This window comes from Streptococcus sp. HMSC073F11, from assembly GCF_001810785.1.
Classification (GTDB): domain Bacteria; phylum Bacillota; class Bacilli; order Lactobacillales; family Streptococcaceae; genus Streptococcus.
In genome coordinates this window covers 89795-104945 of record NZ_KV802684.1, presented here as the reverse complement: position 1 = coordinate 104945, position 15151 = coordinate 89795, and the positions used below count along the sequence as shown (strand labels likewise).

Genomic DNA, 15151 nt, shown 5'->3' with positions numbered 1-15151 from the left:
GTGAGTCAGGGATTTCAAAGATTATCTAAGATACTCTCAAAAATGACCAACATTTTTTCTCGTTTATCAATAGGGAGCTGTTTAATCTTCATGTTGATTCTTTTGAGTGAAAGATTGTCACTCTTATCAGAGGTTGATTCAAGGCTATCAAAATTGAAAAATTCCTCTGGGGTCATTTCTAGGGCGTCAATCACTTTTTCAAGACTGTGAATGGTCAGATTCACATTTTGGTTTTCAAGTTGATTGATATACTTAAGCCCGAGTCCTGCTTGTTCCGAAAGTTCTTCCTGGCTCATTTTATTCTGTGTTCGAAAATATTTCACTTTTTGGGAAATATATTGTTGTAAATAGTTTTTAGTTGTCATATAAATAGAATACAAGTTTTATATGACAAAAAACACCTTAAAAAATACAAAGTATTACATAACATACCTAGATGATATTTATTTTAATGAGGATTGTCAATTTGTATGATTGGTTTATTTTACTCGAAACTTTTAGTAAAGAGAGATCATCGAGAGTTTGATGAGTTCAGAAATTTATAACATATGCGTATACAATTGTATTATTTAAACAACAACGTTTTACGAACAATTCGTTTCATGTGGTATAATATAAGTAAAAAGGAGCTTGCACTATGACTGCACATGATATTTTAAACAATCCTTTCCTCAATAAAGGTACTGCCTTTACCTTAGAGGAGCGAAAGGAACTAGGCCTTATTGGTTTACTGCCACCGTATGTTCAAACGATTGAAGAACAAGCGGTGCAAACTTATGCACAAATGCAAACAAAAGCCAATGATTTGGAAAAACGTCTTTTCCTAATGGAAATTTTTAATACCAACAGGACTCTTTTCTATTACCTCTTTTCTCAACATTTGAAAGAATTCAATCCAATTGTATATGATCCAACCATTGCAGATACGATTGAAGGCTATAGTGATCTTTTTGTAGATCCCCAATATGCGGGATATCTTGATATTAATCATCCTGAAAATATTGAAGCTACTTTGAAAAACGCTGCCGGGGGTCGCGAGATTCGTCTCATTGTTGTAACAGATGCAGAAGGAATCCTTGGAATTGGCGACTGGGGAACAAATGGTGTCGATATTTCTGTTGGGAAATTGATGGTCTATACAGGTGCTGCTGGAATCGATCCTTCGATGGTCCTTCCTTTAGTCATTGATGCAGGGACTAACCGTGAAGAACTTCGTAACAATCCTAATTACTTAGGAAATCGTCACGAACGGGTCCGCGGAGATCGTTACTACGACTTCATTGACCAATTTGTTCAAACAGCAGAACGTCTCTTTCCTAAACTCTACCTTCACTGGGAAGACTTCGGCCGCTTGAATGCTGCCAATATTCTTGAAAAATACCGGAAACAAATTCCGACCTTTAATGATGATATTCAAGGTACAGGAATCGTTACCTTGGGTGGTATCTTCGGTTCGCTGGATATTAGTGGTGAAAAATTAACAGATCAAGTTTATCTCTGCTATGGTGGTGGTACTGCGGGTGCAGGAATTGCCTCTCGTGTTCTTCGTGAAATGGTAAGTGAAGGTCTTTCTGAAGAAGAAGCTTATAAACGTTTCTTTATGGTTGATAAACAAGGTCTTCTCTTTGATGACATGGATGACTTGACACCAGAGCAAAAACCATTTGCTAAGAAACGTGCTGACTTTAGTAACGCAGATAAGTTGACTGACCTGCTTGAAGTAGTGAAGACTGTGAAGCCAACTATTCTTGTAGGAACTTCAACTCAGCCTAATACCTTCACTAAAGAAATAGTAGAAGCTATGTGTGAAAACACAGAACGTCCAATGATCTTCCCTTTGTCAAATCCAACTAAATTGGCAGAAGCTAGTGCCAAAGATTTGATTGAATGGTCAGATGGCAAAGCTTTTGTCGCAACAGGAATTCCTGCTGATACGGTTTCTTATAAAGGTGTAGACTATGTGATTGGTCAAGCAAATAATGCCCTGATTTACCCAGGTCTTGGTCTAGGTATGCTGGCTTCTGAAGCAAGTCTTTTGACTGATGAAATGATTGGAGCAGCGGCGCATTCATTGAGTGGTATTGTCGATCCAGGCCAACTAGGAGCTCCTGTCTTGCCACCATTCAAGTATGTAGCAGATGTTTCTATTAAAGTAGCAGAAGCAGTCGCTAAAAAAGCACAAGAGCAAGGTCTTGCACGCGCTAAGGAAACAGATATGGCCAAAGCAGTTCGTGATTTGAAGTGGTATCCAGAGTATAAATAATTCATTTCTGTTGCCTATCCTCGGGATACTTAGCTTATTTTGGATATGTTAGCAATCTACAGAGTTGATAACCGAAAAGTAAAGAGATTGTCGTATTGACTAATGGTTTTAAACAGTATAAAATAACTGTCGATTTTTTGTCCGACTGCCAAGAGTCAGTTTAATACTACACTAAAATCAAAATGCATTATATAATAGTGATATGAAATCAACCAAAGAAGAAATACAAGCCATCAAAACACTTTTAAAAAACTCTAGTACAACTGAATACCATAAAAGTCTTCAAATCGTTCTATTTTGTCTAATGGGCAAATCTTTGAAATTATCCTAAAAGAATTGAAAGAATTATGAAAGAATTTTCGAAAAATTTTAAAAAATTCTGAAATATTCTTGACAGGTGATGAAAAAGGTGGTAAGATAGGAAACATCAAAAAAGAAAGCAGAAAAAGAAATGAATAAGAGACAAGCTGTAACGATGAATCAAAACTTTTACTTTAGCTACTTTAGATAGTGTTTGTAGACATGTCACCATGGATGCAAACAGTTTAAGCAATTTGTTTGTATCTATGTGGCTAAGATTTTTGATAGTGGTCCATATAGATGAATATCTAAATGGACTAGCTAAGTTGTAACTTGTTAGATTATTTCAAGCATCCGTTTAGATAGTATCTAGGCGGTTTTTTGTTTTATCTTTTCTGAGAAGGAGTTTCATTATGAAAGTTGTTCGAAAATTACTAGCCCCTCTCTTGGTAGTGGGTATCCTCTTGACCTCTCTGATCAGTTTGCATCAGTTGAAGGCAGATAAGAAAAAAGATGTTTTTCGTATCGGTATTTCGCAATTTATTACTCATCAATCTTTGGACGCTACTAGAGAAGGTTTTGTGGATGAGTTGGCTAAGCAAGGCTATGTTGAGGGGAAAAATATCGAGATTGATTTGCAAAATGCACAGGGAGAACAACGAAACCTAAAAACGATTTCCCAGCAACTAGCAGAATCTAGTGATGTCGTTCTAGCTATCGCAACGCCTTCTGCTCAGAGTTTGGCCAATACAACACAAACGACACCTGTTATCTTTTCAGCGGTAACAGATCCTGTCAGTGCCAAGTTGGTAGAGTCAAGAGAGCATCCTGGGGGCAATGTAACTGGGACAAGCGATCAGTCATCAGATGCCATTTCAACCCAAATCAATTTGATAAAGAAAGTGTTGCCAAAAGCTAAAACAATTGGAATTCTTTATACTCAGAGTGAGCCCAATTCGGTTGTCCAAAAGGATGAAGCTAAGCGTCTTTTGGAAGAAAAAGGCTTTACCGTTGTTGAAAAAACAATCTTGGACAGTAACAATGTCAAGGCTGCTGCAGAAAGCTTGATGGCAGAGGTGGATATGGTTTTTGTACCAACGGATAATATCATTTCATCAACCATGGAAACAGTCAAGCAGGTGTCTATTAAACACAAGGTTCCAGTATTTGGTGGTTCAACAGAAATGATTGCTGTGGGTGGCTTGTATAACTACGGAACTAATTATGAAGAATTGGGAAGACAGACAGCTCGCATGCTGATTCGTGTTTTAAAAGGTGAGAATCCAGAAAATATAGCAGTTGAGTTGCCTGAAAAACTGGAATTGCATACCAATCAAGAAATGGCAGATGCACTAGGAATTGATATTAGTAAGTTAGAAGGCAAGGAATAAGGAGGTTTAAGATGAATTTTGTGTTATCTAGTTTATCAGAAGGTTTGTTGTGGTCGATTATGGCGATTGGGGTCTACTTGACTTTCCGTATTTTGGATATTGCGGATATGACTGCTGAAGGCGCCTTTCCACTGGGGGCGGCTGTCGTCGTATCTCAGATACAGGCAGGGACAAATCCTTGGATTGCGACCGTACTTGCTTTGCTGGCAGGTATGGTAGCAGGTCTAGTATCAGGAATGCTCCATACCAAGATGAAAATTCCAGCTCTCTTGACAGGGATTGTGACCTTGACAGGGCTTTATTCAATCAATATTAAAATCATGGGAAGTGTGCCCAATCTTTCCTTGGGAGATTCTTCAACTGTCTTTAAACAGTTGGTTAGCTTGGGTCTGACAAATGAAGGAGCTGTTTTCTCACTTAGTTTGGCCTGTCTATTACTTGTTTGTCTAGTCTTAACTCTTTTGATGAAAACGGAGATTGGCTTGGTCTTGCGTTCGACTGGGGACAATATTCCGATGAGTGAGGCAAATGGGGTCAATGTAGACACCATGAAGATTGTTGGTTACATGATTTCAAATGGCTTGATTGCCCTATGTGGTTCCTTGTTTGCCCAAAATGATGGATTTTCGGATGTAACTTCTGGGACAGGAACTATCGTTGTTGGTTTGAGTGCAGTCATTATTGCGGAAGTCTTGATACACGACTTGACCATTGGAGGTCGCTTGTTATCCATCGGAATCGGTGCTATTGTTTACCGTTTGATTATTTTAAATATCTATGAAATTCCAAATCTGGATCAGAACCTGGTTCGTCTCTTTAATGCAATCTTGTTAGCCTTGGTTCTATTTGCACCAGAATTGCAAAAGAGACTAAAGATTCGTGGTCTGAAATTGAGAAATGAATAGGAGGAGAAAGTTATGGCAAGTTTGTTAACACTTGAAAATATTCACAAAACATTTGAAGCAGGGACGGTCAATGAAAACCATGTCCTCAAAGGATTAGATTTAGAGGTTGAAGAGGGAGATTTTATCTCTGTGATTGGTGGAAATGGCGCAGGGAAATCCACTTTGATGAATATCTTGGCTGGCAATCTATCTGTGGACGAAGGGGATCTTTTGTTGGAAGGGAAATCCATTAAAAATCTGAGTGTACGAAAGAGAGCCAAGGATATTGCCCGTGTTTTTCAAGATCCGAAGATGGGGACAGCTTCTCGTTTGACGATTGAGGAGAATATGGCTATTGCCTTGAGACGTGGACAAAAGAGAGGACTTGGCTGGGGCGTGAAGGAGAAGGACAGAATTCAGTTTCAAGAGGCCTTGAAGGAGTTGAATATTGGTCTGGAAAATCGCTTGAAAGTGGATACTCAATACCTTTCAGGAGGACAAAGACAGGCCCTGACCCTAGTCATGGCAGCCTTGGTGAAACCTAAGCTCTTGTTGTTGGATGAACACACTGCGGCACTTGACCCGAAAACCAGTCAAATGGTGATGGACTTGACGCAAAAGATTGTGGAGCATCATCAGTTGACTACTCTGATGATTACTCATGATATGAACCATGCGATTGAGTATGGTAATCGTCTCATTATGCTCTATCAAGGCAAGATAGTGGTGGATGTCAAAGGAGAAGAGAAAAAGCATCTGACAGTTGAGGATCTTATGCATCTCTTCCAGAAAAATAGTGGCCAAAGTCTGGTCAGTGATGAATTGGTTTTGGGGTAAATAAAAAGGCTGAGATCCAGTGTCTCAGTCTTTTATTTCTTACGTTTTGCAAAATCTACAAATCTGAATTTTTCTAATTTATGCCGACTTTCGGTAAACTGAAATTGCCGTCCGTCTTGGAGATAAACTTTTGATTTAATCGAAACGACATAAGGGTCTTTGCCAATGTCCATAAGAATCTTGTCTCGGTCATTTGAGTGGTCAATAGTTATTTCCTTTTGAGCATAATCAATAAGGAGTTTGAGGTCGTCCTCTATATAAGAATAGATGGACTGCTCAGCAATTTGCCGAGTGATATTTGGGATTAGTTCCATATCCAGATAGTCCGTATCCAGAACGGATACCAGATCATCCACCACACGCTGGCGGACCACCTTCCAAACCATACGAAACTCTGGGAAGCCAGTTATTAGTGAGGATTTTTTATCAATAATAATCTTGTCCAGACTGACCACGTTGGTTTTAGAGCGCAGGTCCAAGTTCTTGAACTAGTTCTTGGTAGCTGGTTAGGTTGGATACAGGGAAATTGACGGTTTCTTCTTTGACGACTTGAGAACCTTGCCCCCGTATCTTTTTGATCAATCCTTCCTCTTGGAGGAGAGACAGGGCCTTTCGGACGGTATCACGGCTTACCTGATATTGCTCCATGAGGTCATGCTCGCTAGGAAGGAAATCTCCGACAGCGTAAGTCTCGTTTTGAATGGTTTCTTGGATTTGCTTAAATAGTTGTTGGTATTTCTTCATGGTACTTCCTTATACTCTTCGAAAATCAAATTCAAACCACGTCAGCGTCACCTTACCTTACTCAAGTACAGCCTGCGGCAAGCTTCCTAGTTTGCTCTTTGATTTTCATTGAGTATTAAATGGCTTTTTAGTCTAGTTCAATGAACACCTGTATCTATTTTACCATACAAGTACCGAAAAATGACAAAAAAATCCTCTTTTTAAACAAAACAAGTTGCAGACAAGTTTGGTATCGTTTACAATAGTCTTATCAAATCAAACTTGCTTTGACAAGTATAAGGAGAATCAAATGGGAAAATTTGAACAAGAAGCCAAGGATCTGCTTCAGGCAATTGGAGGCAAAGAAAATGTGACTGCGGTAACCCACTGTGCGACACGGATGCGGTTTGTTTTAGGAGATGATAAGAAGGCTAATGTTAAAGCTATCGAATCAATTCCAGCTGTTAAAGGAACTTTTACAAATGCAGGTCAATTTCAGGTGATTATTGGGAATGACGTGCCGATTTTTTATAATGATTTTACAGCTGTTTCAGGCATTGAGGGTGTTTCCAAAGAAGCAGCCAAGTCTGCAGCTAAGAGTAATCAAAACGTGGTCCAACGTGTTATGACCACTCTGGCGGAAATCTTTACTCCGATTATTCCAGCCTTGATTGTTGGTGGATTGATCCTCGGTTTCCGTAATGTCTTGGAAGGTGTGCATTGGTCTATGTTGGATGGTAAGACCATCACAGAAACTTCTCAGTTTTGGGCAGGGGTTAATCACTTCCTCTGGTTGCCTGGTGAAGCTATCTTCCAGTTCTTACCAGTAGGGATTACCTGGTCTGTTTCTCGTAAGATGGGAACCAGCCAAATTTTGGGAATTGTTCTCGGAATCTGTTTGGTATCGCCTCAATTGCTCAATGCCTATGCGGTTGCTTCAACGCCAGCAGCTGATATCGCAGCAAACTGGGTTTGGAATTTTGGCTATTTTACTGTTAATCGTATCGGTTACCAAGCCCAAGTTATCCCAGCCTTGCTTGCAGGTTTGAGTCTGTCTTATCTTGAAATTTTCTGGCGTAAGCATATCCCAGAAGTGATTTCTATGATTTTTGTACCTTTCTTGTCATTGATTCCAGCCTTGATTTTGGCTCATACTGTCTTGGGACCAATCGGTTGGACAATCGGGCAAGGACTTTCATCAGTTGTATTAGCAGGATTAACTGGTCCTGTTAAGTGGTTCTTCGGTGCGATTTTTGGTGCCCTCTATGCACCATTTGTCATTACAGGTCTGCACCATATGACCAATGCCATTGACACACAATTGATTGCGGATGCGGGTGGAACTGCCCTCTGGCCAATGATTGCTCTTTCTAATATTGCCCAAGGCTCAGCCGTATTTGCCTATTATTTCATACACCGTCATGATGAGCGTGAGGCTCAGGTTTCACTTCCTGCAACCATTTCAGCCTATCTCGGTGTTACAGAACCAGCTCTTTTTGGGGTTAATGTCAAATACATCTATCCATTTGTTGCTGGGATGACTGGTTCAGCTCTTGCAGGCATGTTATCCGTTACTTTCAATGTAACTGCAGCTTCTATTGGTATCGGTGGTTTGCCAGGTATCCTCTCTATTCAACCTCAATACATGTTGCCATTTGCAGGAACTATGTTAGTCGCTATTGTTGTTCCAATGCTCTTGACTTTCTTTTTCCGTAAGGCAGGTTTCTTTACAAAAACTGAGGATGATACAGACTTGCAGGCAGAATTCGTTGCACAAGAAGAAGCAGAATTTGTGAGCCATGAACCAGTAGAACATACTCCAGTAGAAATTGTTAGCCCACTTGAAGGACAAGTAAAAGAACTAAGTCAAGCAACTGATCCAGTCTTTGCTTCAGGTGTCATGGGGCAAGGTCTGGTCATTGAACCAAGTCAAGGTGAGTTGACTTCTCCAGTCAATGGGACAGTTACGGTTCTTTTCCCTACCAAGCATGCCATCGGTATTGTCTCTGACGAGGGAGTGGAATTGCTCATTCACATCGGTATGGATACAGTAGGTCTGGATGGCAAAGGTTTTGAAAGTTTTGTAGCCCAAGGAGACCATGTCACAGTTGGTCAGAAACTGATTCGTTTTGATATGGATGTCATTAAGGCCGCAGGCCTGGTAACAGAAACTCCTGTTATCATCACTAACCAAGATGCTTATACAGCGACCATCACTGGAACTTATCCGACAACAATCCAAGCTGGAGAAGCTCTCATGGTCGCAACACGAATCTAATCAAAATAGCACAAATAGGGAAGGAAGACTGCTTCCTCCCTTTTATCAGAAAAGGAGAAACAGATGACACTTGATAAAGGAAAAGTAGTCTATCAAATCTATCCAAAATCTTACAAAGACACCACTGGCAATGGTATTGGGGACTTACGTGGAATTATCGAAAAAATCCCCTATCTAGCCAAGTTGGGCGTGGATATGGTCTGGCTCAATCCATTCTATCCAAGCCCTCAACGGGATAATGGTTACGATATTTCAGATTATATGGCAGTTGATCCTCTTTTTGGTGATATGGCTGATTTTGAGGAAATGGTGCGTGTCGGTCAAGAGCACAAGATTGACTTTATGCTGGACATGGTACTCAATCATTGTTCGACAGAGCATGAATGGTTTCAGAAAGCCCTAGCTGGTGACAAGTATTATCAAGACTTTTTCTTCATCCAAGACCAACCAACAGACTGGCAGTCTAAGTTTGGTGGCTCTGCATGGGCGCCCTTTGGGAATACAGGGAAATACTACCTTCACCTCTTTGATGAGACCCAGGCTGATCTTAACTGGCGCAATCCCAATGTCCGTAAGGAGCTTTTCAAGGTTGTTAATTTTTGGCGCGATAAGGGTGTCAAAGGTTTCCGATTTGATGTGATCAATTTGATTGGCAAGGACGAGGTCTTAGTGGATTGTCCTGAAAATGAAGGAAAGCCAGCTTACACAGACAAGCCCATCGTTCATGACTATTTGCGTATGATGAATCAAGCCACTTTTGGAGCAGACGATAGCTTTATGACAGTTGGGGAAATGTCTTCTACAACTATGGAAAATTGTGTCCTCTATTCGTCGCCTGACCGTCAGGAATTATCCATGACATTTAATTTTCATCACCTCAAGGTGGACTACAAAGATGGGCAAAAGTGGACCTTGGCTCCCTTTGATTTTGAAGAGTTGAAAAGTCTTTATCATAGCTGGTGCAAGGAGATGAGTGATAAAGATGGGTGGAGCGCTCTCTTCTGGAACAATCACGACCAACCACGCGCTTTAAACCGTTTTGTCGATATTCAGAACTTTCGCAAGGAAGGGGCTACCATGCTAGCAGCCAGCATTCACCTGTCACGTGGAACACCTTATATTTATATGGGCGAGGAAATCGGAATGGTTGACCCAGACTATGATTCCATGGCTGACTATGTGGATGTCGAGTCCATCAATGCCTATCAGATGCTCTTAGAAGAAGGGAAGAGTCAGGAAGAAGCCTTCCAGATTATTCAGGCTAAGTCGCGTGATAATTCACGAATTCCCATGCAGTGGGATGCTTCGGAAAATGCTGGTTTTACAGTAGGGACACCTTGGCTCAAGGCAGGAAAATCCTACCCTCATATCAATGTAGAAAATGAAATCCAAGGTCCGATTTTCACCTTCTACCAAGATTTGATTCGACTTCGTAAAGAAATGCCTATCATCTCAGAAGGAAGTTACAAACCAGCTTTTGAAGACAGTCAGCAAGTCTACGCTTTTGAACGCCAGCATGAGGATCAAAAGTTACTAGTGCTCAATAATTTTTATGCCACAGAAGTGGAAATCGACTTATCAGTAGCCTACCAAAATGGACGAATTTTGATTTCAAACTATGAAGATGCAGAAGTGTCTGAAAAAATTCTACTCAAACCTTATCAAACACTGGCTATCCATGTAAATTAAACTCAGTAAGGAGCCCTCTTTTGCATAAAAGCAGGGTTCTTTTTGCTGTTTATTCCATCCCTGAAAGCGTAAAACAAACTAGTCAGGGTGGCTAGTTTGTGGTATAATGAAAGAGACTCAAAAAGAAACAGGAGAAATATAATGGATTTACTTTTAGCAATTGTATTGATTGTGCTAGCTTTTCTAGGAGGAGCTCTTGGAGGAATGTACTTGGTTCGTAAGCAAATTGAAAAAGAATTTGCTGACAACCCACGTTTGAATGCTGAAGCAGTTCGTACTCTTTTGAGTGCAAATGGTCAAAAACCAAGCGAAGCTAAGGTACAACAAGTTTACCACCAAATCATCCGCCAACAAAAAGCAGCTCTTGCTAACAATAAAAAGAAAAAATAAATAAGGAAAAGTCTGGGATGAAAGTTCCAGACTTCTCACTATGTTGGTTATGGTTTAGGAATGAGACTTTTTCCTTGCATTCTATTGATATTTGATTATGATTAAGAGAGATAGTTGTTGATTAGGCTGTCATTATTCAGTTCATAAGGAACGGTAATCATAATGAACTATCAATCAGAAAAAAGACTAGAAAGAAGACTGTATGGATAATCGACCAATTGGTTTTTTGGATTCGGGTGTCGGGGGCTTGACCGTTGTGCGCGAGCTCATGCGCCAGCTTCCCCATGAAGAAATCGTCTATATTGGAGATTCGGCGCGGGCGCCCTATGGTCCCCGTCCTGCTGAGCAAATTCGTGAATATACTTGGCAGTTGGTCAACTTTCTCTTGACCAAGGATGTCAAGATGATTGTCATTGCTTGTAACACTGCGACTGCGGTCGTCTGGGAAGAAATCAAGGCTCAACTAGACATTCCGGTCTTGGGTGTGATTTTGCCAGGAGCTTCAGCAGCCATCAAGTCCAGCCAAGGTGGGAAAATCGGAGTGATTGGAACGCCCATGACAGTACAATCTGACATTTATCGTCAGAAAATTAACGATCTGGATCCGGACTTACAGGTGGAGAGTTTGGCCTGTCCCAAGTTTGCTCCCTTGGTGGAGTCGGGTGCCCTGTCAACCAGTGTCACCAAGAAAGTGGTCTATGAAACCCTACGTCCCTTGGTTGGAAAGGTAGATAGCCTGATTTTGGGTTGTACCCATTATCCGCTTCTCAGACCTATTATTCAAAATGTTATGGGGCCCAAGGTTCAACTTATCGATAGTGGGGCAGAGTGCGTACGGGACATTTCAGTCTTACTCAATTATTTTGAAATCAATCGTGGTCGTGATGCCGGACCACTCCATCACCGTTTTTACACAACAGCCAGCAGCCAAAGTTTTGCACAAATTGGTGAAGAATGGCTGGAAAAAGAGATTCATGTGGAGCATGTAGAATTATGACAAATAAAATTTATGAATATAAGGATGAACAGGACTGGTATGTCGGGTCCTATGGTATTTTTGGTGGTGTCCGGACGTTGACGGATGATGACTTGGATTTTCCTCTATTGGAGTTTGCCCAAAGATTTCGAGATGAGGATAGAGGTTTTCCTGTTTCTGTTACTGTTTTACGCTATGGTTCTCTCTATCGTTTATTGTCTTTTGTGATAGATATCCTCAACCAAGAAATGGGACGAAATGTGGAAGTCATCCAACGTCAGGGGGCTTTTCTCTTAGTTGAAAATGGGCAACTCCTGCATGTAGAATTGCCTAAAGAAGGTGTTGATGTAGAAGCATTCTTTGAGACAAACAAGGTCAAAGAAACCTTATTGATTGCGACTCGTAACGAGGGCAAGACCAAAGAGTTCCGAGCTATCTTTGACAAGCTAGGCTACGATGTGGAAAATCTTAATGACTATCCTGACCTGCCTGAAGTAGCTGAAACAGGCATGACCTTCGAAGAAAATGCCCGTCTCAAGGCAGAAACCATTTCTCAATTAACGGGCAAGATGGTTTTGGCAGATGACTCAGGTCTCAAAGTCGATGTCCTTGGTGGCTTGCCAGGTGTCTGGTCAGCTCGTTTCGCAGGTGTGGGAGCTACTGACCGTGAAAACAATGCCAAACTCTTGCACGAATTGGCCATGGTCTTTGAACTCAAGGACCGCTCGGCTCAATTCCATACAACCCTAGTTGTGGCCAGTCCAAATAAGGAAAGCTTGGTTGTTGAAGCAGACTGGCCAGGCTACATTAACTTTGAACCTAAGGGTGAAAATGGATTTGGTTACGATCCTCTCTTCCTTGTAGGAGAGACAGGCAAGTCATCAGCTGAATTAACCCTTGAAGAAAAAAATAGTCAATCTCACCGTGCCTTAGCCGTTAAGAAACTTTTGGAGGTATTTCCATCATGGCAAAGCAAACCATCATTGTAATGAGCGATTCTCATGGCGATAGCTTGATTGTGGAAGAAATCCGTGATCGCTATGTAGGCAAAGTTGATGCCGTTTTTCATAATGGCGATTCTGAACTGCGTCCTGATTCTCCCCTTTGGGAAGGCATCCGTGTTGTTAAAGGGAATATGGACTTCTATGCAGGTTACCCAGAACGTTTGGTGACTGAGCTTGGTTCGACCAAGATTATCCAAACCCATGGTCACTTGTTTGATATTAATTTCAATTTTCAAAAGTTGGACTACTGGGCTCAGGAAGAAGAGGCCGATATCTGCCTTTATGGTCACTTGCATGTGCCAAGTGCTTGGATGGAAGGCAAGACACTCTTTCTAAATCCAGGTTCTATCAGTCAACCGCGTGGGACCATCAGAGAATGTCTCTATGCTCGTGTGGAGATTGATGATAGTTACTTCAAAGTCGACTTTTTGACACGAGCCCATGAGGTGTATCCGGGCTTGTCCAAGGAGTTTAGCCGATGATTGCCAAGGAGTTTGAGACTTTCTTGTTGGGGCAAGAAGAAACTTTTTTGACTCCTGCTAAAAATCTAGCTGTGTTGATTGATACTCACAATGCGGATCACGCGACCCTCTTGCTCAGTCAGATGACCTATACCCGTGTTCCTGTTGTGACAGATGAAAAACAGTTTGTTGGGACGATTGGGCTCAGAGATATTATGGCTTATCAGATGGAGCATGACTTGAGTCAAGAAATCATGGCAGATACGGATATCGTTCATATGACGAGAACGGACGTAGCGGTCGTCTCGCCTGATTTCACCATCACGGAGGTCTTGCACAAGCTGGTAGATGAGTCTTTCTTGCCGGTTGTGGATGCGTCAGGGATTTTCCAAGGGATTATCACGCGCAAGTCTATCCTCAAGGCAGTCAATGCCCTCTTGCATGACTTTAGTAAGGAATATGAGATTCGATGCAAATGAAAGACAGGATTTCAGCCTTTTTAGAAGAAAAGCAGGGCTTATCTGCCAATTCCAAGCAGTCCTATAAGTATGATTTGGAGCAATTTTTAGACATAGTGGGCGAGCGGATTTCGGAGACCAGTCTCAAGATTTACCAAGCCCAGCTAGCCAATCTAAAGATCAGCGCCCAGAAGCGAAAGATTTCGGCCTGTAATCAATTTCTCTACTTTCTCTATCAAAAAGGAGAAGTGGATAGCTTTTACCGCTTGGAATTAGCTAAACAAGCTGAAAAGAAGACCGAAAAGCCAGAACTGTTAGACCTAGACTCTTTTTGGCAAGAAAGTGACTATCCAGAGGGTCGCTTGCTAGCACTCTTAATCCTAGAAATGGGGCTCTTGCCGAGTGAGATTTTAGCTCTCAAGGTTGAGGATATCAATCTGGATTTTCAGGTGTTGCGAATCCAGAAGGCTTCCCAACAGAGGATTGTCACCATTCCCACGACCTTGCTTTCAGAGCTAGAACCCTTGATGGGGCAGACCTATCTCTTTGAAAGGGCAGGGAAAGCCTATTCTCGTCAGTGGGCTTTTCGCCAGCTAGAGTCCTTTGTCAAGGAGAAAGGTTTTCCAGCCCTATCAGCCCAAGCCCTACGGGAACAGTTCATTCTACGACAAATTGAAAACAAGGTCGATTTGTACGAAATTGCAAAAAAATTAGGATTAAAAACAGTCCTGACCTTAGAAAAATATAGATAATGGATATTAAACTAAAAGATTTTGAAGGGCCCCTGGACTTACTCTTGCATCTGGTTTCTAAGTATCAGATGGATATCTACGATGTGCCCATTACGGAAGTCATCGAACAGTATCTAGCCTATGTCTCAACCCTGCAGGCCATGCGTCTGGAAGTAACGGGGGAGTACATGGTTATGGCCAGTCAGCTCATGCTGATCAAGAGCCGCAAGCTCTTGCCAAAGGTAGCGGAAGTGACAGATTTGGAAGATGACCTGGAGCAGGACCTTCTCTCTCAAATCGAAGAATACCGCAAGTTCAAGCTCTTGGGTGAACACTTGGAAGCCAAGCACCAAGAACGGGCCCAGCACTATTCCAAAGCGCCGACAGAGTTGATTTACGAAGATGCGGAGCTTGTGCATGACAAGACGACCATTGACCTCTTTTTGGCTTTTTCAAATATCCTAGCCAAGAAAAAAGAGGAGTTTGCACAGAATCACACGACTATCTTGCGGGATGAGTATAAGATTGAGGACATGATGGTTATCGTGAAAGAGTCCTTGGCTGGACGGGAACAATTGCGCTTGCAGGATTTGTTCAAGGAAGCCCAGAATCTCCAAGAGGTCATTACCCTCTTTTTGGCAACCCTAGAGTTAATCAAAACCCAGGAGCTGATCCTCGTGCAAGAGGAAAGTTTCGGAGATATTTATCTCATGGAAAAGAAGGAAGAAAGTCAAGTGGCCCAAAGCTAGACTTGATAGAGAGGAAA

General features: G+C 41.6%; 14 protein-coding genes and 2 pseudogenes. 14 read left to right on the top strand and 2 right to left on the bottom strand.

Annotated features, from left to right (window positions below; all coding sequences use genetic code 11):
- Positions 1-14: 14 nt before the first annotated feature.
- A complete protein-coding gene (locus HMPREF2764_RS01185; RefSeq protein ID WP_000208712.1) occupies positions 15-365 on the bottom strand; it encodes a helix-turn-helix domain-containing protein in 351 nt (116 codons plus the stop codon).
- Between the two features lie 272 nt (positions 366-637).
- Here HMPREF2764_RS01185 and HMPREF2764_RS01180 point away from each other — a divergent pair, with 272 nt between their 5' ends.
- The 5 genes and pseudogenes from HMPREF2764_RS01180 to HMPREF2764_RS01165 all read left to right on the top strand — a co-directional run bounded on the left by HMPREF2764_RS01180 (position 638) and on the right by HMPREF2764_RS01165 (position 5675).
- Entirely contained in the window at positions 638-2263 is a 1626-nt protein-coding gene (locus HMPREF2764_RS01180; protein WP_070526570.1) for a malolactic enzyme, read from the top strand.
- Between the two features lie 202 nt (positions 2264-2465).
- Positions 2466-2585: pseudogene (locus HMPREF2764_RS09935) on the top strand (IS630 family transposase); the annotation flags it as partial.
- Positions 2586-2976: 391 nt separating this feature from the next.
- Positions 2977-3954 (top strand): ABC transporter substrate-binding protein, encoded by a 978-nt coding sequence (locus HMPREF2764_RS01175; protein WP_070526564.1) that lies wholly within the window; start codon positions 2977-2979, stop codon positions 3952-3954.
- Between the two features lie 11 nt (positions 3955-3965).
- On the top strand, positions 3966-4859 hold the full coding sequence (locus HMPREF2764_RS01170) for an ABC transporter permease (protein ID WP_070526562.1): 894 nt from the start codon (positions 3966-3968) through the stop codon (positions 4857-4859).
- A gap of 12 nt (positions 4860-4871) precedes the next feature.
- The gene (locus tag HMPREF2764_RS01165) at positions 4872-5675 is read left to right on the top strand and encodes an ABC transporter ATP-binding protein (protein WP_000157668.1); all 804 of its coding nucleotides are present in this window, start codon (positions 4872-4874) and stop codon (positions 5673-5675) included.
- Between the two features lie 32 nt (positions 5676-5707).
- Here the strand turns inward: HMPREF2764_RS01165 and treR are convergent.
- Positions 5708-6419, bottom strand: a pseudogene (treR, locus tag HMPREF2764_RS01160) (trehalose operon repressor).
- A gap of 289 nt (positions 6420-6708) precedes the next feature.
- On the opposite strand from treR, the gene treP reads away from it, so the two are divergent.
- From treP to HMPREF2764_RS01115, 9 genes are all read left to right on the top strand, one after another.
- A complete protein-coding gene (gene treP, locus HMPREF2764_RS01155) occupies positions 6709-8676 on the top strand; it encodes a PTS system trehalose-specific EIIBC component (protein WP_049499721.1) in 1968 nt (655 codons plus the stop codon).
- 63 nt (positions 8677-8739) lie between these two features.
- Complete coding sequence (treC, locus tag HMPREF2764_RS01150) at positions 8740-10365, top strand: alpha,alpha-phosphotrehalase (protein ID WP_049499722.1); 1626 nt, start codon at positions 8740-8742, stop codon at positions 10363-10365.
- 141 nt (positions 10366-10506) lie between these two features.
- Positions 10507-10755, top strand: a complete 249-nt coding sequence (locus tag HMPREF2764_RS01145) for a YneF family protein (RefSeq protein ID WP_000364990.1) — start codon at positions 10507-10509, stop codon at positions 10753-10755.
- A 202-nt stretch (positions 10756-10957) separates the two neighbouring features.
- On the top strand, positions 10958-11752 hold the full coding sequence (racE, locus tag HMPREF2764_RS01140) for a glutamate racemase (RefSeq protein ID WP_033684754.1): 795 nt from the start codon (positions 10958-10960) through the stop codon (positions 11750-11752).
- The gene (locus HMPREF2764_RS01135) at positions 11710-12720 is read left to right on the top strand and encodes a nucleoside-triphosphate diphosphatase (RefSeq protein WP_398578119.1); all 1011 of its coding nucleotides are present in this window, start codon (positions 11710-11712) and stop codon (positions 12718-12720) included. The genes racE and HMPREF2764_RS01135 overlap by 43 nt, the downstream gene beginning before the upstream one ends.
- Positions 12696-13217: a metallophosphoesterase gene (locus tag HMPREF2764_RS01130; RefSeq protein WP_020903097.1), complete on the top strand. Its 522-nt coding sequence runs from the start codon at positions 12696-12698 to the stop codon at positions 13215-13217. The genes HMPREF2764_RS01135 and HMPREF2764_RS01130 overlap by 25 nt, the downstream gene beginning before the upstream one ends.
- Positions 13214-13675, top strand: coding sequence for a cyclic-di-AMP-binding protein CbpB (cbpB, locus tag HMPREF2764_RS01125; RefSeq protein ID WP_020903098.1), 462 nt, complete (start codon positions 13214-13216; stop codon positions 13673-13675). The genes HMPREF2764_RS01130 and cbpB overlap by 4 nt, the downstream gene beginning before the upstream one ends.
- Positions 13672-14406, top strand: a complete 735-nt coding sequence (gene xerD / locus HMPREF2764_RS01120; RefSeq protein ID WP_315940702.1) for a site-specific tyrosine recombinase XerD — start codon at positions 13672-13674, stop codon at positions 14404-14406. Before cbpB ends, xerD begins: the two co-directional genes overlap by 4 nt.
- Positions 14406-15134, top strand: a complete 729-nt coding sequence (locus HMPREF2764_RS01115) for a segregation/condensation protein A (RefSeq protein WP_070526556.1) — start codon at positions 14406-14408, stop codon at positions 15132-15134. Before xerD ends, HMPREF2764_RS01115 begins: the two co-directional genes overlap by 1 nt.
- Positions 15135-15151: the final 17 nt, after the last annotated feature.

Coding starts and splice junctions, on each gene's coding strand:
- HMPREF2764_RS01145 (WP_000364990.1), top strand. CDS start 10,507: ATGGATTTACTTTTAGCAATTGTATTGATTGTGCTAGCTTTTCTAGGA.
- racE (WP_033684754.1), top strand. CDS start 10,958: ATGGATAATCGACCAATTGGTTTTTTGGATTCGGGTGTCGGGGGCTTG.
- HMPREF2764_RS01175 (WP_070526564.1), top strand. CDS start 2,977: ATGAAAGTTGTTCGAAAATTACTAGCCCCTCTCTTGGTAGTGGGTATC.
- HMPREF2764_RS01115 (WP_070526556.1), top strand. CDS start 14,406: ATGGATATTAAACTAAAAGATTTTGAAGGGCCCCTGGACTTACTCTTG.
- cbpB (WP_020903098.1), top strand. CDS start 13,214: ATGATTGCCAAGGAGTTTGAGACTTTCTTGTTGGGGCAAGAAGAAACT.
- HMPREF2764_RS01130 (WP_020903097.1), top strand. CDS start 12,696: ATGGCAAAGCAAACCATCATTGTAATGAGCGATTCTCATGGCGATAGC.
- xerD (WP_315940702.1), top strand. CDS start 13,672: ATGAAAGACAGGATTTCAGCCTTTTTAGAAGAAAAGCAGGGCTTATCT.
- HMPREF2764_RS01165 (WP_000157668.1), top strand. CDS start 4,872: ATGGCAAGTTTGTTAACACTTGAAAATATTCACAAAACATTTGAAGCA.
- HMPREF2764_RS01185 (WP_000208712.1), bottom strand. CDS start 365: ATGACAACTAAAAACTATTTACAACAATATATTTCCCAAAAAGTGAAA.
- HMPREF2764_RS01170 (WP_070526562.1), top strand. CDS start 3,966: ATGAATTTTGTGTTATCTAGTTTATCAGAAGGTTTGTTGTGGTCGATT.
- treC (WP_049499722.1), top strand. CDS start 8,740: ATGACACTTGATAAAGGAAAAGTAGTCTATCAAATCTATCCAAAATCT.
- HMPREF2764_RS01135 (WP_398578119.1), top strand. CDS start 11,710: ATGGCTGGAAAAAGAGATTCATGTGGAGCATGTAGAATTATGACAAAT.
- HMPREF2764_RS01180 (WP_070526570.1), top strand. CDS start 638: ATGACTGCACATGATATTTTAAACAATCCTTTCCTCAATAAAGGTACT.
- treP (WP_049499721.1), top strand. CDS start 6,709: ATGGGAAAATTTGAACAAGAAGCCAAGGATCTGCTTCAGGCAATTGGA.